Here is a 17,662-nt window from a genome sequence, read left to right on the forward strand (position 1 = left end):
TGGTCGGGCGCGTCGAGCGGCGCATGTCCGGGCGCGGCTGTCCCCGGCCGCCCGGCTACCCTTGTGCGGTGACCGAGCAGAGCACCGACCAGGACGTGACAGTGACCGTCGAGCACGACGAGGACGAGGCGGGCCACGGCGCCCCGGAGCAGGTGCGCGTGCGCGCCGAGAAGCGCCGTCGCCTCCTCGACGCCGGGATCGACCCGTACCCCGTCACCCTGCCGATCACGAGCACGGTCGCCGCGGTCCGCGCCGAGCACTCCGGCCTCGAGGCCGGTGAGGAGACCGACGTCGTCGTCGGCCTCGCCGGCCGCGTGATGTACCTGCGCAACACCGGCAAGCTCTGCTTCGCCACCCTCCAGGACGGGGCCGGCAACCAGCTGCAGGCCATGCTCAGCAAGGCCGAGGTGGGGGACGAGTCCCTCGCCGCCTTCAAGACCGACGTCGACCTCGGCGACCACCTCTTCGTCCGCGGCCGCGTCATCGCCTCGCGCCGCGGCGAGCTGAGCATCTTCGCCGACTCCTGGCAGCTCGCCGCCAAGGCGCTGCGTCCGCTGCCGAAGACGTACGAGAACGAGGCCGGCGAGCAGGTCGCCCTCTCCGAGGAGGGCCGCGTCCGCCGTCGCCACCTCGACCTGATCATGCGCCCCGCCGCCCGGGACATGGTGCGCACGCGCGCCGCGGTCGTGCGGTCCCTGCGCCGCTCCCTCGACGAGCGCGAGTTCGTCGAGATCGAGACCCCGATGCTGCAGGTCCAGCCCGGGGGCGCCGCCGCGCGGCCGTTCGTGACCCACATGAACGCCTACGACATCGACCTGTACATGCGCATCGCCCCCGAGCTCTTCCTCAAGCGGGCCGTGGTCGGGGGCATCGAGAAGGTCTTCGAGATCAACCGGAACTTCCGCAACGAGGGCGCCGACTCCACGCACTCGCCCGAGTTCTCGATGCTGGAGGCCTACGAGGCCTACGGCTCCTACGACACGATGGCGACGCTCACCCGCGAGCTGATCCAGCGCGCCGCGACGGACGCGTTCGGCTCGACGACCGTCACCCTCGACGACGGCACCGAGTACGACCTGGGCGGCCTGTGGGCGGAGCTCTCGCTGTTCGACTCGCTCTCCGAGGCGCTGCGCGAGGAGATCACCCCGGCGACGCCGATGGCCACCCTGCTCGACCACGCCGCACGGCTCGGGCTCGAGATGGCGCCGCACTACACCCACGGCAAGGTCGTCGAGGAGATCTGGGAGCACCTGGTCGGCGACCACCTCTACGCCCCCACCTTCGTGCGCGACTACCCGGTGGACACCTCCCCGCTGACCCGAGCGCACCGCAGCAGGCCCGGGGTGGCGGAGAAGTGGGACCTCTACGTGCGGGGCTTCGAGCTCGCCACCGCCTACTCCGAGCTGGTCGACCCCGTGGTCCAGCGCGAGCGGTTCGCCGAGCAGGCGCTCGCGGCGGCGGCCGGTGACCCGGAGGCCATGGTGCTCGACGAGGACTTCCTCGAGGCGATGGAGCAGGGCATGCCCCCGGCCGGCGGCATGGGCATGGGGATCGACCGCCTGCTCATGGCCCTCACCGGGCACGGCATCCGGGAGACGATCACGTTCCCGCTGGTCAAGCGCCGCTGAGTCGCGCCGCCGCACCGGTGGCGGGGCACCGTTGAACGACTGGCTCCAGGCTGAGGGTCTGCGCCAGCTCCCGCAGCGGTCGGGTGATCTGGCTGCAGCCAGCCCCGGCACCGGCGTGAGAGCCACGACCCGGCCGTGGCCACCGCTACTGCTCCTCGACGACCGGGGTCGCGGTCGGGGCGCCGGCGCGGCCACGACGGCGGAGCCAGAGCACGACCGCGAGCGGGACACCCAGCACGACCAGCCAGGGCAGCAGCACACCGGTGACGACGAGGATGCTGCCGGCCGCGGCGACCAGGGAGTTCCAGCCGGTCTCCAGGCCGCCGAGGAAGCCCTCCGCCTCGATGCGCGCGTCCGTCGGGGCGACGAGGTCGACGCGCAGGGTCGACATCGCCACCTGGTCGGCGAGGTAGTCCCGCTCGGACTGCAGCGACTCCAGCTCGGACTGCCGCTCGCTGATGGCGGTCTCGGCGGCGATGAGAGCCGCGCTGTCGTCGGCCTCGGCCATGATGCCCAGCAGCCGGTCCACCGACGTCTGCAGCGCGGTGATGCGGGCGTCGAGGTCGCGTGCCGCGCGGGTGACGTCCTCGGACTCCTGGGAGAGGTCACGAACCTCGCCGAGGCCCTCGAGGTCGTCCAGCAGGCCCGTGAGCGAGTCGGCCGGGACCCGGACGACGAGCCAGGCGGAGGGCAGCGAGCCGGAGCCGTCGGCGTCCGCGGCGCGCTCGGTGCGCTGGTCGACCCGGCCGCCGGCGGTCTCCGCCAGCCGCACCAGCTCGTCGGCCGCCGTCGTGGGGCTGTCGACCAGGACGGTGGCCGACGCGGTGGTGATCACCTGCCGGTCACCGCCCACGTCGGAGTCTGCCGCGGCCTGCTCCACCTCGGCCCCTGCCCCTGCCCCGGCGTCCCCGGCGCCCTCCGCGCCGCCGCTGTCCGCACCGCCCTGCCCGGTGCACGACGCGAGCAGCACGACCATCAGCAGCAGACCCAGGACCCGGCGCACGGCTCTCATGCCTGGAACGTAGGCCGTCCGGCGGCGGCTGGAGCCGGTGTTGCAGAGTCGTAGCCCGATCGTGGCCGGGACGTGACCTACCGCGCGAACGTCCAGCCGGCGAGCGTTCGGGCGACGTCGTCGTAGGAGGCGCTTCCCTCGGCTACGGAGATCACCAGCGCATAGGCCGGGTCCTCCGGAGCGTCGAGAACGAGGCCGTTGAGTCCGTAGAGAACGACGGCCGCCACCCAGCCCAGCCGCTTTTTGCCGTCGACGAGCGGGTGGTTGCGGACGATCGACTCGAGGAGGACGGCCGCCTTGGTGTGGATGTCGGGGTAGGCATCGGCACCGAAGAGGCTGCTGGCAGGGCGGTGCGCGGCAGAGTCAAGGAGGCCGAGGTCGCGCACCTGAAGGTTGCCGAGCTCCTCGCACAGGACCAGCAGGTCCTCCAGGTCGAGGTAGCTGATCACTGGGCGAGGCGGTCCAGAAGTGGCCGATAGCGCTCGACGGCGCCGCGCGTCAGGTCGCGCACCTGGTCCTCGTGCCCACGCCGCGCCCAGGCGTCCTCGATAGCACGCAAAGCGGCTTCGTTCTTGCTCACGCCCTGGCTCCGAGCGAGCTCTGTCAGTGCCCGGTCCTGGGCCTCGGACAACCGCAGGTTCAGCGCCATGTCAACATGGTACCGACTCGGTACCATGTCGGTCGAGGTCATCTCGCCGTCAGCAGCAGCGTGCGGATGTCGCGCTCGGCCTCGTCGACGCGGACCTTGCGGCAGCCCTTGGCCTGCAGGTCGCGAATCATGGCCGGCTCGTTGCGCGCCAGGTTCAGCCCGCGCCACACGAGGGTCATCGGCGGCTTGCGTGCCTCGCCCAGGTCACGCATGAGTCGGAACCAGAACGTCTGCGCGCGGGGCCGGAAGATGCACAGCGCGTCGGCGAGGATGTCCTCCTCGCGGCACGCCTCGACGATCTCGGCGGCGAAGATGCCCTCGGCGATGAAGATGGGGAAGCCGTCGAGCGACAGGCTGGTGGTGCCGGTGCGCGCGTTGGTGGGGATGTCGTAGACGGGCAGCTCGGCACTCCCGGTCCGGCTCAGCTCGAGCAGCGCGGACATCGCGGCCGTGCGGTCCCAGGTACGCGGCGAGTCCCAGTCCACGACGCCGTAGCGGCGCGGCAGGTCCGGGTGGTCGCCGTCGAGGTAGAAGTCGTCCAGCGAGACGACCGGCAGGCCCATCCGGCGGGTGAGCGAGGTCTTGCCCGAGCCCGAGGGGCCGGTGAGCAGCACGACTCGCGCAGCCGCGTGACGCGAGCCCGGCGGCAGGTCGAACAGACCCTCCTGCGCGCCGTGCTCGGTGTCGTCCGAGTCGTCCACGCCCAGGGTCATGCCACGTCCTTCCGACCGCCTCCGACCCGGTGCGGGCCCCGACCAGGATAGGCCCCGTGCGATCAGCCGACGACGACGACGTCGAGCGTGCGGCGACGTTACTGGCCTCCCGCAGCCCGGCCCCTTGCCGGGTCAGCCGGCGTAGGGCAGCACCGGCCGCCCAGGTACGTCGACCCGGACCCGGAACACCGCACCGGCCTCCGGCTCCGGGTCCTCGAGCTTCTCCCGCGAGGTGGTCACGAACAGGTCGCGTCCGTCCGCGCCCCCGAGCGTGCACGCCGTGGTCAGGTGCACCGGGAACGAGATCTCGGTGAGGATCTCCGCCGTCGGCGAGTACAGGCGCACGCGGCCGACCCGGTTCAGCGCGACCCAGACGTTCCCGCCCGCGTCGACGCACAGCCCGTCGGCCCGGCCGTCGTCGGCGGAGTGGAACAGGCGGCGGTTCGTCAGCTCGCCGTCGACCACGTCGAAGACGTCGGTGCCGCCGGTCTGGGTGTCGTTGTAGTACGCCCGTGTGCCGTCGGGGGAGAAGTCGATGCCGTTGGAGGTCGTCACCTCCGGCAGGACCACCGCCACCTCGCCCGCCGGCGTGATCCGGTAGAGCTGCGCGGCGCCCGGCGTCTTCACGTAGGGCATGCCGCCGGCGTAGAGGTTGCCGTCGGGGTCGCAGCCGCCCTCGTTCAAGCGGATGCCGGTGTCGGACCAGAGCTCCGGCTGCGGCACCGGGAGCTCGTCGGGGCCGTCCGCGAGCGCGATGCCGCGCTCGAGCCCGACGACGTACCCGCCGGCCGTCCGTGGGCGCACGAAGGCGGCGACGTCGCCGACGTGGAGCCTGTCGACGGTGCCGTCGCCGCGCAGGGTCATCAGGTCGCCGGCGAGCATGTCGACCCAGCGCAGCCCGCCCCAGGACTCGGACCACACCGGGCCCTCTCCGTGGTAGCACAGCGGGTCGGTGATCTGCTCGGGAGTGCTCATGCCCCCAGTCTGGCCGATCCGCCGTCACCGCCCCACCGGGAGCGGGATCTCTGGGGAGGATTCGGTGCACCTGGTGCACCGAATCCTCACCGCCATCGGTGGCGTGGGGCGACCGAGGTGACGGGGACGGGCGTCGGGGTTCGGGGCCGGCCCGGTGGCCACCCGGGGGACACCGGCGGGTCCTCCCCGCGAGCGGAGAGGACCCGTGAGTGCCGCCCGGGACACCGACGGGTCAGTGCCGCCCGGCACACGGACGGGTCCTCCCCGCGTGCGGAGAGGACCCGTCAGGAGCGTCAGGCGGTCACTGCACGTCGTCGTCGACCCAGTCGAAGGTCTTCGTGACGGCCTTCTTCCACAGGCGGTAGGTGCGCTCGCGCTCGGCCTCGTCCAGCTGCGGCTCCCAGCGCTTGTCCTCGGCCCAGTTGTCGATCACGTCCTGCTCGCCGGACCAGAACCCGACGGCGATGCCGGCCGCGTAGGCGGCGCCCAGCGCCGTGGTCTCGGCGACCTTGGGCCGCACCACCGGCACGCCGAGGATGTCCGCCTGGAACTGCATGAGCAGCTCGTTGGCGACCATGCCGCCGTCGACCTTCAGCTCGGTCAGGTCGACGCCGGAGTCGGCGTTCATCGCGTCGACGACCTCGCGGGTCTGGAAGGCCGTGGCCTCGAGCACCGCGCGGGCGATGTGACCCTTGTTGACGTAGCGGGTCAGGCCCACGAGTGCGCCGCGGGCGTCGGACTTCCAGTACGGCGCGAACAGGCCGGAGAACGCCGGCACGAAGTACGCCCCGCCGTTGTCGTCGACCGTCTCGGCCAGCTTCTCGATCTCCGGGGCGTCCTTGATGATCCCGAGGTTGTCCCGCAGCCACTGCACGAGCGAGCCGGTGACGGCGATGGAGCCCTCGAGCGCGTAGACGGCGTCGGCGTCGCCGATCTTGTACGCCACGGTGGTCAGCAGGCCGTTCTTCGACGGGACCGGCTCGGTGCCGGTGTTGATGAGCACGAAGTTGCCGGTGCCGTAGGTGTTCTTGGCCATGCCGACCTCGAAGCAGGCCTGGCCGAAGGTCGCGGCCTGCTGGTCGCCGAGGATGCCGGCGATCGGCACGCCCGGGACGAACCCGCCCTCGCGGCCTTCGCCGTAGACCTCGGAGGAGGACCGGATCTCGGGCAGCATCGACACCGGGATGCCCATGTCGCCTGCGATGTCCTCGTTCCAGGTGAGGGTGTCGAGGTTCATCAGCATGGTGCGCGAGGCGTTGGTGACGTCGGTGACGTGCACGCCGCCGTCCTTGCCGCCCGTCATGTTCCACACGACCCAGCTGTCGGTGTTGCCGAAGATGAGGTCGCCGGCCTCGGCCTTCTCGCGGGCGCCGTCGACGTTGTCGAGGATCCACTTCACCTTGGGCCCGGAGAAGTAGGTCGCGAGCGGCAGGCCGACCTTGTCCTTGTACTTGTCCTGCCCCTCGGAGCCGCCGAGCTCGTCGACGATCTTCGCGGTGCGGGTGTCCTGCCAGACGATCGCGTTGTAGACCGGCTCACCGGTGTTCTTGTCCCACACGACGGTGGTCTCGCGCTGGTTGGTGATCCCGACCGCGGCGATGTCCCTGTGGGTCAGGTTCGCCCGGCTCAGGGCGAGACTGACCACCTCGCGCACGTTCTTCCAGATCTCCTTCGGGTCGTGCTCGACCCAGCCCGCCTTGGGGAAGATCTGCTCGTGCTCCATCTGCCCGGTCTCGACGATCTGACCGGAGTGGTCGAAGACGATCGCGCGGGAGCTCGTGGTGCCCTGGTCGATGGCGAGGACGTACTTCTTCTCGTCAGCCATGGTGTTCCTTTCACATCATCGTGGTCAGGGCACCGGGAGGTTGCCCTGGAGGGAAGGGGGAGGGGCTACAGGGTGGGCATCGCCAGACCGGCGACCCCGGCGAGGACGCCACCGACGATCGGGCCGGCGACGGGGACCCAGGAGTAGCCCCAGTCGCTGCTGCCCTTGCCCCTGATCGGCAGGACGGCGTGCGCGATGCGGGGGCCGAGGTCACGGGCCGGGTTGATGGCGTACCCGGTCGGGCCACCGAGGCTCATGCCGATACCGACCACCAGCAGGGCGACGGCGAGCGGTCCGAGCCCGGAGGGCGACTTGCCGAAGTGGATGATGACGAAGACCAGGACGAAGGTGCCGACGACCTCGGTGAGGAAGTTCCAGCCGTAGCTGCGCAGCTCGGGGCCGGTGGAGAAGACGGCCAGCTTGGTGGCGCCGGGGGCGTCCTCGTCGAAGTGCTTCTTGTACGTCAGATAGACGACGACGGCACCGAGGAAGGCGCCGATCATCTCGCCGGCGAGGTAGACCAGGACGTTGCCGAGCGTCCCGGGGACCGCGGCGTGCGTGTCCGTGGCGGCGACCATGTCGGAGCCGTTGGCCAGCAGACCGAAGGTCACCGCAGGGTTGATGTGCGCGCCGGAGGCGAAGGCGATGTAGACACCGGCGAAGACGGCAAGGCCCCAGCCGAAGGTGATGACGACCCAGCCGGAGTTGAAGCCCTTGGTCTTGGGGAGGATCACGTTGGCGACGACGCCACAACCCAGCAGGGTCAGCATCGCCGTTCCGGCGACCTCCGAGACGAAGATCTGCATCATCGACAGTTCTTCCACTGTGTACTCACTTTCTGGCCCCACGTCGGTGTGGGCCAGTCGGGCGCCGCGAGGCGCGTGGGCGGTCCAGCCGCCCGGGGAGGGCGACGGGGCTGATGATCCTCGTCATGGAGGACTCGTAGTTCGGATTCGGGTGCTCGTGCGTGTCGTGCTCTCGGGCCGCCCCGGACGGGGCAGCGGGTGGACAGGGGGTGTCGGCCGCGGTGGGCGGCCGGGTCCGTCCCGGGTCGGCCCGGGTCAGTCGGCAGGGTCGATCGGCCCGAGGTCACGCACCGGCACCAGGTCGGCGGCCCGCAGCCGGGCTGCCTCGGCGGCGGGGTCGTCCCGCTCGTGCTCCGCGGCGATCTCCGCCTCGGCCAGGCGCCGGTACGCGGCGATCTCCTCTGCGGTCCGGGCCTCGTCCCAGCCGAGGATCGGCGCCGCGACGGCCGCGATCTCCTCGAGCGCGGAGAGCCCGCGGTCGCGGGTCTCGTAGCTCAGGCGGATCCGGTGCAGCAGGATGTCCTCGAGGTGCGCGGCGCCCTCGTGCGTGACGGCGAAGGTCACCTCGGCGGCCAGGTACGCGTCGGCGCCCTCCAGGACCCTTCCCAGCGCGGGATCGGCGTCGATCATCTCCAGGATGGTGGTGATCTCCGAGCCGTAGCGGCCGAGGAGGTGGTCCACACGCTCGGCGGTCCAGCCGCGGCGCACCGCGATGTCCTCCCGGCGGCGCCTCGCGGCGGTGAAGCCCTCGGCGCCGACGAGCGGCGTGCGCGCCGTGATCGAGGGGCGGTCCTTCGCGCGGGCGCCGAGCGCGAAGTCGACGGCGTCCTCGGCCATCTGCCGGTAGGTCGTCAGCTTGCCGCCGGCGATGACCGTCAGCCCCGGGGCCGCCTCGGTGACCGTGTGCTCGCGCGAGACCTTGGTGGAGGATCCGCCGTCGTCCTTCGTGCCCGGCTGCAGGAGCGGGCGCAGGCCGGCGTAGACCCCGATGATGTCGTCGCGGGTGATGGCGGGCTCGAGCACGGCGTTGGCGTGCTGGAGGATGTAGTCGACGTCCTCCCTGGTGGCGACGGGGTGCTGGCGCGCCTCGTGCCACGGGGTGTCGGTGGTGCCGATGATCCAGTACCGGTCCCACGGGATGACGAAGAGGACCGACTTCTCGGTGCGCAGGAACAGCCCGGTCTCGCCGTTGATCCGCTCGCGCGGGACCACGATGTGCACGCCCTTGGAGGCCAGCACCTCGAGCCCGCCGCCGGCGGAGCCCAGCGCCTCGGTCTGCTCGGTCCAGACGCCCGTCGCGTTGATCACGTGCCTGGCCCGGATCTGGTGGGTGGCGCCCGTCTCGAGGTCGACCACGTTCGCGCCGACCACCCGGCCGGTGACGTCCTTGGTCATGTCGGTGACCTGGGCGCGCGAGGCGGCGAGGGCGCCGTACCCGACGGCGGTCCGCACGAGGGCGAGCACCAGGCGGGCGTCGTCGACACGGGCGTCGTAGTAACGGATCGCGCCGACGAGGCTCTCCGGCTTCATCTGCGGGAACACCGCCAGGGCGCCGGCCTTGGAGTAGTGCTTCTGGATGGGCACCGAGCGGCCGCGGGAGCCGAGGATGGACAGGGCGTCGTACATCCCGACGCCGACGGCGCTGTAGGCCCGCTCGATGACCGGCGTCTTCAACGGCCAGAGGAACGGCTGGGCGGAGACCAGGTGCGGCGCCGTGGTGCGCAGCAGGCGGCCCCGCTCGCGCAGCGCCTCGGCCACGAGCTTGAAGTCGAGCTGGTAGAGGTAGCGCAGCCCGCCGTGGACGAGCTTGCTCGACCGGGACGAGGTGCCGCCGGACCAGTCCTGCATCTCCACGACGGCGGTGCGCAGGCCGCGGGTGGCGGCATCCAGGGCGATACCGGCGCCGGTCACCCCGCCACCGACGACCAGGACGTCCACGCCCTCGTCGTCACTCATGGCCGCCAGGGCCGAGGTGCGTGACTCCTCCGTCAGTGCGGTGCTTCTCACGTGCATCCTCCTCGAGAGCGCAGGTCCGGTCCTATGCTGTCGGCGCACGCACAAGCGCGCAACGGGGTTGCACGGATGTGCACAGCGGAGGTGTGAGCATGAGCGGTCGTGAGGACTCCGTGTACGTGGCGGCGGCGATGTACTACCTCCAGGACGAGACGATGGACGCGATCGCCCGGCGGCTCGGCGTCTCGCGGTCCACGGTGTCGCGGCTGATCAAGCAGGCCCGGGACACCGGGCTCGTCCACATCTCGCTCCAGCCGCGCACGGCTGGCTCGGACACGATCTCGCGGGCGCTGCAGGACCTGTTCGGGGTGCGTGCGCACGTGGTCCCGGTCCGCGAGGGGGCGAGCGAGGTCCAGCGCCTCGACCAGGTCGCGCAGGTGGCCGGCCGGATGGTCTCCGGGTGGGTCGAGCCGGGCACCATCCTCGGGATGGCCTGGGGCACCACCGTCTCGGCCGTGGTCCAGCACCTCACGCCGCGCCGCGCCCCGGGCAGCGCCGTCGTCCAGCTCAACGGGGCCGCGAACCCGGTGACCTCGGGGATCCCGTACGCGGGGTCGATCATCACGGCCGCGGCCGAGGCGTTCGACGCGCGCGTGCACCACTTCCCGGTGCCTGCCTTCTTCGACTACCCCGAGACCAAGGCCGCGATGTGGCGCGAGCGCTCCATCCGCCGGGTGCTCGCCGTGCAGGAGCAGGCCGACATCGCCCTCTTCGGTGCCGGCGCGCTGAGCGGCTCGCTGGCCTCGCACGTGTACGCCGCCGGGTACCTCGACCCGGCCGACCTCGACAGCGTGCGCGCGGACGGCGTGGTGGGCGACGTGTGCACCGTGCTGCTGCGCGAGGACGGGTCCTGGGCCGACATCGCGCTGAACCGGCGCGCCACCGGACCGACCCCGCGCGAGCTGGCCCGCGTCGCGCGCCGCATGTGCGTCGCCGCCGGCACGGCCAAGGTCGCGCCGCTGCTCGGGGCGCTGCGCGCCGGCGCCATCACCGATCTCGTCGTCGACGAGGCGACCGGGCGCGCCGTCGTGGAACGCGTGCGCATGCCGCGCAACCACGTGCCAGGATCGGCCCGTGAGTGACCACGAGGCCGCGGGCGTCAGCACCGACGTGGCGGTGCGCCAGGCGCGGCCGGCCGACGTGCGGGCGATCTACGAGCTGGTCCAGCCGTACGCCGAGCGCGGGATCCTCATCGACAAGGAGCTCATCACCTACTTCGAGGCCGTGCAGGAGTTCGTCGTCGCCGAGGTCGTCGACGAGACCGGGACCCGGACGGTGGGGTGCGGCGCGCTGCACGTGCTGTGGGACGACATCGCCGAGGTCCGCACGCTCGCCGTCGACGAGTCGGTGACCGGCCGGGGGGTCGGCCGGCGCCTGCTGGAGACGCTCGTCGGCCGGGCGCGCGGGCTCGGCCTGAAGCGGGTCTTCTGCCTGACCTTCGAGGTGGAGTTCTTCCGCCGGCACGGCTTCGAGGTGATCGCCGGGACGCCCGTCGGCACCGACGTCTACGCCCAGATGCTGCGCTCGCACGACGACGGCGTCGCGGAGTTCCTGGACCTGGCGCGGGTCAAGCCGAACACCCTGGGCAACTCCCGGATGCTGCTCGAGCTCTGACGTTCAGCGGCGCAGCAGCCGGAGCACGACCGCGAGCTGGACGCTGACGAGCGCGCAGGCCAGCACGGCGACCACCGCCGACGGCCGCGCGAGGATCCAGCCGGCCGCCGCCACCGCGAGCAGGGCCACCAGCGCCGTGCTGAGGTGGCCGAGCCGCGCTCGCACGCGGGTCGTCACCTCCCGCGGGGGAGCGCCGGCCAGCACGCGTCGCAGCCCCGTGCCGGCGACGGCGGCGGCCACCAGGGCGACCAGCTGCCCCAGCGCGAGCAACGTCAGCCCGGGCCACAGCGCGGAGCTGTCCGTGCCCGTCAGCAGCGCCAGCGCCAGCCCCATGGCACCGAGGCCGAGGCAGGCGCCGGCGGTGACGAGGAGCGTGACGCGCAGGGCCCGGGCGGCCCGGTCGGCGGCGCCCCCGGGGACTGGCGTGCTCACGTCCGCAGGGTAGTGGTTCACGGCAGCCGGTAGAGGTCGGCGTCCGCGGACGCCGCCGCCACGACCAGCCCGTCAGCCACGAGGGAGGCCAGCGCCCGGCCCGGCTGCGCGGGGTCGGGCAGCGCGGCGGGGTCAGCGCCGCCGGCACCGACAGTCAGCAGGTCACGACCGGTGGCCCACGGCGTGCCGGGAAGCGCGCGCAGGTGGGCCATGATCCGGCCACGGACCTGCCGGTCGGTGCCGTGCCAGGCCTGGGTCCGCCGTCGGGCTGCGTGCTCGTCGGCCGGCCGCCCGGCCGCCAGCCAGGCGCACCGGCTGCGCAGCGGGCAGTCCGCGCACCGCGGCGAGCGCGCCGTGCACACCAGGGCGCCGAGCTCCATGACCCCGACGTTCCATCGCACCGAGGTGGCGGCGTCCGCCGGCACGTAGCCGGCGGCGCGTTCCTGCTCGGCCCGGCCGAGTGTCGGCGGCGGGAGCGCCCGGCCCTCCAGGGCACGTCCGACCACCCGGCGGACGTTCGTGTCGAGCACGACCGCCCGGGCGCCGTGCGCGAAGGCCGCCACGGCGGCCGCGGTGTAGGCGCCGACACCCGGGAGGGTCAGCAGCTCGTCCTCGGTCACAGGCACGGCGCCGTCGTGCTCGGCGACGATCGTGCGGGCGCAGTCCTGCAGCCGCAGCGCCCGGCGCGGGTAGCCGAGCCGGTCCCAGGCCCGCAGCACGTCCGCCGCAGGTGCGCTCGCCAGGTCGGCCGGCGTCGGCCAGCGCTCCATCCAGGCGCGCCAGGCGGGCTCGACCCGCGCCACCGGCGTCTGCTGCAGCATCACCTCGCTGACAAGCACGCCCCACGGCGAGGCGTCGGGACGCCGCCACGGCAGGTCCCGAGCGGCGCCGTCGTACCAGCGCAGGACCGCGGCGTGCACGGTCGGCAGGTCGGCAGGGCTCACCCCGACAGTGTGCCCGGCGTGGGTGCCGCGACGGCGCACGTGGTCGTCGTACGGTCGTGCCGTGGGGACGACTCAGGGCACGACGCGACGCACGACCGACCGGCCGAGGGCCGGCGGCGGTGCCGGCCGGGCCCAGGGCCGCAGGCCGCGTCCCAGCCGGGCGGTGATCTGGCGACGGCGGATCCTGGCCCTGCTGGTCCTGCTCGCGCTCGTCGTCGGGGTGGTCCTGGGCGTGGGAGCCCTGGTGCGGATGCTCAGCGCGCAGGGGGCCGAGACCCTGGAGGCCGGGTCGACGCCCGCCGACGAGCAGACCGGGCCGGTGGACCCCGGACCGTGCACGCCCGCCGACATGGACGCGACCGTCTCGACCGAGGCGGGCACCGCCGGAGAGCCGGTGACCTTCGCCCTGACGCTGACGAACGCCGGGGACGCCGCCTGCCTCGTCGACGCGGGCAGCGCCGCCCTCGTCCTGACCGTGCACTCCGGCGACGACCGGGTGTGGTCCTCGGGCGACTGCGCCGCCGAGCCGACCGTCCGCGAGCTCCTCCTGGACGCCGGCGACGCCACCGAGACGACCCTGACGTGGAAGGGCTCACGATCGGCGGCCGGCTGCCCGTCCGGGCAGGGCGCCGCCACTGCGGGGACCTACCGCGTGCAGACGTCTCTCGACGGCGCGGCGCTCGACGGCGCGCGTGAGGTCTTCACGCTGGGCTGAGGCCGGGGTGCGCGAGAACTGAGGCCCGCGGTCAGGAGAAGCGTTCGAGGATGGAGGACTCGGCCAGCCGCGAGAGTCCCTCGCGGACCGCCCGGGCCCGGTGCGGCCCGACCCCCTCGACCGACTGAAGGTCCTCGGTGGACGCCGAGAGCATCACCTGCAGGCTCCCGCAGTGCGCCACGATGGCCTCCGCGATGGGCGAGGGCAGCCGCGGGATCTTCGCCAGGACCCGGTGCCCGCGGGGTGCGAGCGCGGAGTCCAGCGCGTCGCCCTCCGGGCCACCGATGCCCAGCGCCCGGGCGATGGTCGGCATGTCGATCAGCTCGGCGGAGCTGAGCTGCGAGAGCGAGTCGAGGACCTCGGCGGAGTCGCGCCGGACCGTGGGGCCGAGGTAGTCGCGGACCACGAGGGTGCGGTCGGGGTCCAGCCCGATGACCAGCTCCTCGAGCTGGAGCGAGAGCAGCCGGCCGTCGGTACCGAGCTCGGTGACGTAGCCGTCCACCTCGGCGGAGATCCGCGAGACCATCTCCAGGCGCTGGATGACGGTGACGACGTCGCGGACCGTCACGAGATCCTCGATCTCCAGCGCGGAGAGCGTGCCGGACACCTCGTCGAGGCGGGCCTTGTACCGCTCGAGCGTGGCCAGCGCCTGGTTCGCCCGGGAGAGGATGACGTCGGAGTCCTCGATCACGTGACGGTGGTGATCGACGTAGAGGGCGACGGTCCGCATCGACTGGCTCACCGAGATCACCGGGTACCCGGACTGCTTGGCGGCACGTTCGGCGGTGCGGTGCCGCATGCCTGACTCGGAGGTCTCGATGCGGGCGTCGGGAAGGAGCTGGACGTTGGCCCGTCGGATCCGGTGGTTGGTGAAGTCGACGACGACGGCACCGTCCATCTTGGCCAGCTCGCGCAGCCGGGTCGCGGAGAAGTCGACGTCGAGATGGAAGCCGCCAGAGCACATGCTCTCCACGACGTCGTCGTAGCCGAGCACGACGATGGCTCCGGTGCGCCCACGCAGGATCCGCTCCAGGCCGTCGCGGAGCTCGGTGCCGGGAGCGATGGCCTGGAGCATGATGCGCAGCTTGGTCTCGTCGGGCGGCTCGAGCACGGGACCTCTCACGGTGGGCAGCGGCGGGGTGCAAGAGTGCCCCCGGCGCTCATCCTATGTGCGACGTGCGGCTCTGCCGGTCGATCCGCGTCCGGTGCCCACATGGTGGGCGTCACGATCTGGTCACGGCGGGCGCATCAGGACGAGGGCGATTCCTCCGCAGGCGCTTCCGAGGACCCGCGGCGGTCGGCGCCTGCGCGCTGCAGCCGGGCCTCGAACGCACGGCGTGCCCGCGCGATCGCGGGGGTCGGGGAGTTGTAGGTACCGCTGTCGCCCATAGATCGATCGTGCTACGGACCGGAGGCCGTCCGACTAGGACCTTCGTCATCACCGCGGCCCGGCGACCCGCACGCGTCACATCTGCTTCGCGCCGGTGGCCGCGGCCTGCGCGGCAGCGTCGGCGGCGTCGCCGAGGTTCTCCACCGGCCGGATCGTCAGACCCGGCACGGCCTGCAGGTCCGCCGCTCCCTGGAACGGCACCAGGGCCCGGGTGAACCCGAGCCGTGCGGCCTCGGCCAGTCGACGCTGCACCCCCACGGTCGTGCGCACGTCACCGGTGAGTCCGACCTCGCCGAACGCGACCATCCGCGGGTCGAGGGGTCGCTGGCTCGCGGCGGAGAGCAGGGCCAGCGCCACCGCCAGGTCGACCGCCGGCTCGACGGCCCGGGCGCCGCCCACGGTGGAGACGTAGACGTCCGAGCCGGCCACGTTGACCCCCAGCCGCGACTGCATGACAGCAATCGTCATGGCGACCCGGGCGGAGTCGACGCCCGAGGTGGTCCGGCGCGGCGAGCTCAGGGTCGACGGCGCCACCAGCGCCTGGATCTCCGTCGGCATCGGACGGCGACCCTCCAGAGACACCGTCACGCAGGTACCGGGCACGGGGTGCCGGGTTCCCGACAGGAAGAGCCCCGAGGGGTCGGCCAGCCCCGAGATCCCGCCGTCGTGGAGGTCGAAGCAGCCGACCTCGTCCGTCGGGCCGTACCGGTTCTTCACCGCACGCACCAGGCGCAGGCGCGAGTGGCGGTCTCCCTCGAACTGGCACACGACGTCCACGAGGTGCTCGAGCACGCGCGGACCGGCGATCGAGCCGTCCTTGGTGACGTGCCCGACCAGCAGCACGGGGATCCCGCGGTTCTTGGCCACGTGGATCAGGGCCGAGGCGACCGCACGCACCTGGCTCACACCGCCCGCGGCGCCGTCGACCGCGCCGTCGGCGATGGTCTGCACGGAGTCGACGACCAGGAGAGAGGGGTCCGCGGCGTCGACATGGCCCAGCAGGGTGGCCAGGTCCGTCTCGGCCGCCAGCAGCAGGTGCGGGTCCAGTGCACCGATCCGCTCCGCCCGCAGCCGGACCTGGCTCGCCGACTCCTCGCCGGTGACGTAGAGGACCGGGCGCCCGGACCCGCGGGTGCTCACGTCGGCGGACACGGCCGCAGCCTTGGCGGCGACGTCGAGCAGCAGCGTCGACTTCCCGACGCCGGGCTCACCGGCGAGCAGGACGACGGCGCCCGGCACGATGCCACCGCCGAGGACCCGGTCCAGCTCGCCCACGCCGGTGCTGCGGGCCCGAGCGGCCTCGACGTCGACCTCGTGGATGGGGCGTGCGGGCGCGGAGGGTGCCAGCGCGGAGGTGGTTCGCGACAGGCTCGACGGGGCGGCGCCCGCCTCCTCCACGGTGCCCCACGCCTGGCACTCGCCGCACCGGCCCACCCACTTCGCCGTCGTCCAGCCGCACTCCGCGCAGCGGTAGGCGGGCCTCGTCTTGGTGGGCGTCGGGCTCATGGGGACAACCGTAGGCCGCGGCGCCCACACACCTGCGCAGGGGCCCACGTGCGCGGGCAGGGGCGTGCCGCTCCGGCATAGTCTCGACGTGCGGCTGCTGCGGCCGGGCAGCCGGAGCCGACCGAAGGGACACGCGTCATGAACCACCAGATCCTCACCGACGAGCTGCTCGAGCGGATCCGCTCCCGGGCTGCGCGCCACGACGCCGACAACACCTTCCCGCACGACGACCTCGCCGACCTCAAGGAGTCCGGCTACCTCACTGCGCTGGTGCCCGAGCGTCTCGGCGGCGCCGGGCTGAGCCTCGAGGAGATGACCCGCGAGCAGATGCGGCTCGCCGGTGCGTCCCCGGCGACGGCGCTCGCGGTGAACATGCACCACGTGTGGGTGGGCGTGGCCAAGAGCGTCCACGAGCGCGGGGACGCCTCGACCGACTTCGTCCTGGAGGAGGCGGCGGCGGGCGAGGTCTTCGCCTTCGGCGTCTCCGAGGCGGGCAACGACCTGGTGCTCTTCGGCTCCACCAGCGAGGCTCGGCCCGACGGTTCGGGCGGCTACTCCTTCCACGGCCTGAAGATCTTCACCTCGCTGGCCCCCGTCTGGACCCGGCTCGGCACGTTCGGCGCCGACACCAGCGGTGAGGACGGCCCGCACAACGTGTGGGGATTCATCACGCGCGACGGCGGCGGGGTCGAGACGGTCGGTGACTGGGACGTCATGGGCATGCGCGCCTCGCAGTCCTTCTCCACCAAGCTCGACGGCGCCCACGCGCCGGCGGACCGGATCGTCCGGCGCATCCCGCCCGGCCCCACCATGGACCCGTTCATCTTCGGGATCTTCGCGAACTTCGAGATCCTGCTCGCCTCCGTCTACGCCGGCCTCGCCCGCCGGGCCATCGAGGTGGCGGTCGACACCGTGCGCACGCGCCGGTCGCTGAAGAACCAGGCGCCATACGCCGACGACCCGGACATCCGCTGGCGCCTGGCCGACGCCGCCATCCAGCTCGACGGCGTCTACCCGCAGATCGCTCAGCTCGCGCGGGACGTCGACGAGCAGGTCGACCGCGGCCCGCTGTGGATGCCCCAGCTCTCCGCCGTGAAGTCCCGAGCCACCGAGGTCGCCCTCGACGTCGTCACGAAGGCGGTTCGCGTCTCCGGCGGGTCCTCCTACTCCAACAGCAAGGAGCTCTCCCGGCTGTACCGCGACGTCCTGGCGGGCATCTTCCACCCGAGCGACGACGAGTCCGTGCACGGCGCGTGGGCCAACGCCCTGCTCGGCCCGATCGGCGGCTAGTCGAGCACGCGTCCCGTGGTCGAGCACGCATGCTGTGGCCGAGCACGCATGCTGCAGCATGCGGTTTCGGCCACGGCATACGGTCTCGCCGCAGTCCAGCGGCTGAACCGCCGCTGGGACGCCGCCCGCACGGCCGGACCGCCGCGGCGG

17 protein-coding genes are annotated in these 17,662 nt (G+C 72.7%); 5 read left to right on the forward strand and 12 right to left on the reverse strand.

The genetic code is table 11. The features are described from left to right. Positions 1-23: 23 nt before the first annotated feature. Positions 24-1,628, forward strand: coding sequence for a lysine--tRNA ligase (gene lysS / locus GD748_RS07610; RefSeq protein ID WP_152195044.1), 1,605 nt, complete (start codon positions 24-26; stop codon positions 1,626-1,628). Positions 1,629-1,773: 145 nt separating this feature from the next. Here the strand turns inward: lysS and GD748_RS07615 are convergent, their stop codons facing one another. The 8 genes from GD748_RS07615 to GD748_RS07650 all read right to left on the reverse strand — a co-directional run bounded on the left by GD748_RS07615 (position 1,774) and on the right by GD748_RS07650 (position 9,621). Then, a complete protein-coding gene (locus GD748_RS07615) occupies positions 1,774-2,640 on the reverse strand; it encodes a DUF4349 domain-containing protein (RefSeq protein WP_152194602.1) in 867 nt (288 codons plus the stop codon). Positions 2,641-2,717: 77 nt separating this feature from the next. Further along, positions 2,718-3,089 (reverse strand): type II toxin-antitoxin system death-on-curing family toxin, encoded by a 372-nt coding sequence (locus tag GD748_RS07620; RefSeq protein ID WP_152194603.1) that lies wholly within the window; start codon positions 3,087-3,089, stop codon positions 2,718-2,720. Continuing rightward, positions 3,086-3,289, reverse strand: coding sequence for a ribbon-helix-helix protein, CopG family (locus GD748_RS07625; protein WP_152194604.1), 204 nt, complete (start codon positions 3,287-3,289; stop codon positions 3,086-3,088). Before GD748_RS07625 ends, GD748_RS07620 begins: the two co-directional genes overlap by 4 nt. Before the next feature lie 38 nt (positions 3,290-3,327). Beyond that, positions 3,328-4,002, reverse strand: coding sequence for a uridine kinase family protein (locus GD748_RS07630; protein ID WP_152194605.1), 675 nt, complete (start codon positions 4,000-4,002; stop codon positions 3,328-3,330). Positions 4,003-4,134: 132 nt separating this feature from the next. After that, positions 4,135-4,977 (reverse strand): SMP-30/gluconolactonase/LRE family protein, encoded by an 843-nt coding sequence (locus GD748_RS07635; RefSeq protein WP_152194606.1) that lies wholly within the window; start codon positions 4,975-4,977, stop codon positions 4,135-4,137. 301 nt (positions 4,978-5,278) lie between these two features. Then, positions 5,279-6,802 carry a glycerol kinase GlpK gene (gene glpK, locus GD748_RS07640; RefSeq protein WP_152194607.1) on the reverse strand — a complete coding sequence of 508 codons (1,524 nt, stop codon included), beginning with the start codon at positions 6,800-6,802 and terminating at the stop codon, positions 5,279-5,281. A 65-nt stretch (positions 6,803-6,867) separates the two neighbouring features. Then, entirely contained in the window at positions 6,868-7,611 is a 744-nt protein-coding gene (locus GD748_RS07645; RefSeq protein ID WP_152194608.1) for an MIP/aquaporin family protein, read from the reverse strand. A 252-nt stretch (positions 7,612-7,863) separates the two neighbouring features. Next, positions 7,864-9,621: a glycerol-3-phosphate dehydrogenase/oxidase gene (locus GD748_RS07650; protein ID WP_152194609.1), complete on the reverse strand. Its 1,758-nt coding sequence runs from the start codon at positions 9,619-9,621 to the stop codon at positions 7,864-7,866. A 92-nt stretch (positions 9,622-9,713) separates the two neighbouring features. Here GD748_RS07650 and GD748_RS07655 point away from each other — a divergent pair, with 92 nt between their 5' ends. Together GD748_RS07655 and GD748_RS07660 are read left to right on the forward strand one after the other, a co-directional pair. Beyond that, a complete protein-coding gene (locus GD748_RS07655) occupies positions 9,714-10,703 on the forward strand; it encodes a sugar-binding transcriptional regulator (protein WP_152194610.1) in 990 nt (329 codons plus the stop codon). Next, positions 10,696-11,235: an amino-acid N-acetyltransferase gene (locus GD748_RS07660; RefSeq protein WP_193312877.1), complete on the forward strand. Its 540-nt coding sequence runs from the start codon at positions 10,696-10,698 to the stop codon at positions 11,233-11,235. The genes GD748_RS07655 and GD748_RS07660 overlap by 8 nt, the downstream gene beginning before the upstream one ends. A 3-nt stretch (positions 11,236-11,238) precedes the next feature. Here the strand turns inward: GD748_RS07660 and GD748_RS19470 are convergent, their stop codons facing one another. Together GD748_RS19470 and GD748_RS07665 are read right to left on the reverse strand one after the other, a co-directional pair. Beyond that, a complete protein-coding gene (locus tag GD748_RS19470) occupies positions 11,239-11,667 on the reverse strand; it encodes a hypothetical protein (protein WP_193312878.1) in 429 nt (142 codons plus the stop codon). A 17-nt stretch (positions 11,668-11,684) separates the two neighbouring features. Further along, complete coding sequence (locus GD748_RS07665; RefSeq protein ID WP_226920955.1) at positions 11,685-12,611, reverse strand: HhH-GPD family protein; 927 nt, start codon at positions 12,609-12,611, stop codon at positions 11,685-11,687. 61 nt (positions 12,612-12,672) lie between these two features. Here GD748_RS07665 and GD748_RS07670 point away from each other — a divergent pair, with 61 nt between their 5' ends. Next, on the forward strand, positions 12,673-13,326 hold the full coding sequence (locus GD748_RS07670) for a hypothetical protein (RefSeq protein ID WP_152194612.1): 654 nt from the start codon (positions 12,673-12,675) through the stop codon (positions 13,324-13,326). A gap of 31 nt (positions 13,327-13,357) precedes the next feature. Here the strand turns inward: GD748_RS07670 and disA are convergent, their stop codons facing one another. Next, a complete protein-coding gene (disA, locus tag GD748_RS07675) occupies positions 13,358-14,458 on the reverse strand; it encodes a DNA integrity scanning diadenylate cyclase DisA (RefSeq protein ID WP_452176686.1) in 1,101 nt (366 codons plus the stop codon). A gap of 333 nt (positions 14,459-14,791) precedes the next feature. Further along, a complete protein-coding gene (gene radA, locus GD748_RS07680; RefSeq protein WP_152194613.1) occupies positions 14,792-16,222 on the reverse strand; it encodes a DNA repair protein RadA in 1,431 nt (476 codons plus the stop codon). A gap of 138 nt (positions 16,223-16,360) precedes the next feature. Between radA and GD748_RS07685 the strand changes: the two genes are divergently transcribed. Further along, on the forward strand, positions 16,361-17,512 hold the full coding sequence (locus tag GD748_RS07685; RefSeq protein WP_152194614.1) for an acyl-CoA dehydrogenase family protein: 1,152 nt from the start codon (positions 16,361-16,363) through the stop codon (positions 17,510-17,512). The last annotated feature ends 150 nt before the right edge of the window (positions 17,513-17,662 follow it).

This window comes from Georgenia subflava (assembly GCF_009193155.1).
Classification (GTDB): domain Bacteria; phylum Actinomycetota; class Actinomycetes; order Actinomycetales; family Actinomycetaceae; genus Georgenia; species Georgenia subflava.

Coding starts and splice junctions, on each gene's coding strand:
- lysS (WP_152195044.1), top strand. CDS start 24: ATGTCCGGGCGCGGCTGTCCCCGGCCGCCCGGCTACCCTTGTGCGGTG.
- GD748_RS07615 (WP_152194602.1), bottom strand. CDS start 2,640: ATGAGAGCCGTGCGCCGGGTCCTGGGTCTGCTGCTGATGGTCGTGCTG.
- GD748_RS07625 (WP_152194604.1), bottom strand. CDS start 3,289: ATGGCGCTGAACCTGCGGTTGTCCGAGGCCCAGGACCGGGCACTGACA.
- GD748_RS07630 (WP_152194605.1), bottom strand. CDS start 4,002: ATGACCCTGGGCGTGGACGACTCGGACGACACCGAGCACGGCGCGCAG.
- GD748_RS07635 (WP_152194606.1), bottom strand. CDS start 4,977: ATGAGCACTCCCGAGCAGATCACCGACCCGCTGTGCTACCACGGAGAG.
- glpK (WP_152194607.1), bottom strand. CDS start 6,802: ATGGCTGACGAGAAGAAGTACGTCCTCGCCATCGACCAGGGCACCACG.
- GD748_RS07645 (WP_152194608.1), bottom strand. CDS start 7,611: ATGATGCAGATCTTCGTCTCGGAGGTCGCCGGAACGGCGATGCTGACC.
- GD748_RS07650 (WP_152194609.1), bottom strand. CDS start 9,621: ATGCACGTGAGAAGCACCGCACTGACGGAGGAGTCACGCACCTCGGCC.
- GD748_RS07655 (WP_152194610.1), top strand. CDS start 9,714: ATGAGCGGTCGTGAGGACTCCGTGTACGTGGCGGCGGCGATGTACTAC.
- radA (WP_152194613.1), bottom strand. CDS start 16,222: ATGAGCCCGACGCCCACCAAGACGAGGCCCGCCTACCGCTGCGCGGAG.
- GD748_RS07685 (WP_152194614.1), top strand. CDS start 16,361: ATGAACCACCAGATCCTCACCGACGAGCTGCTCGAGCGGATCCGCTCC.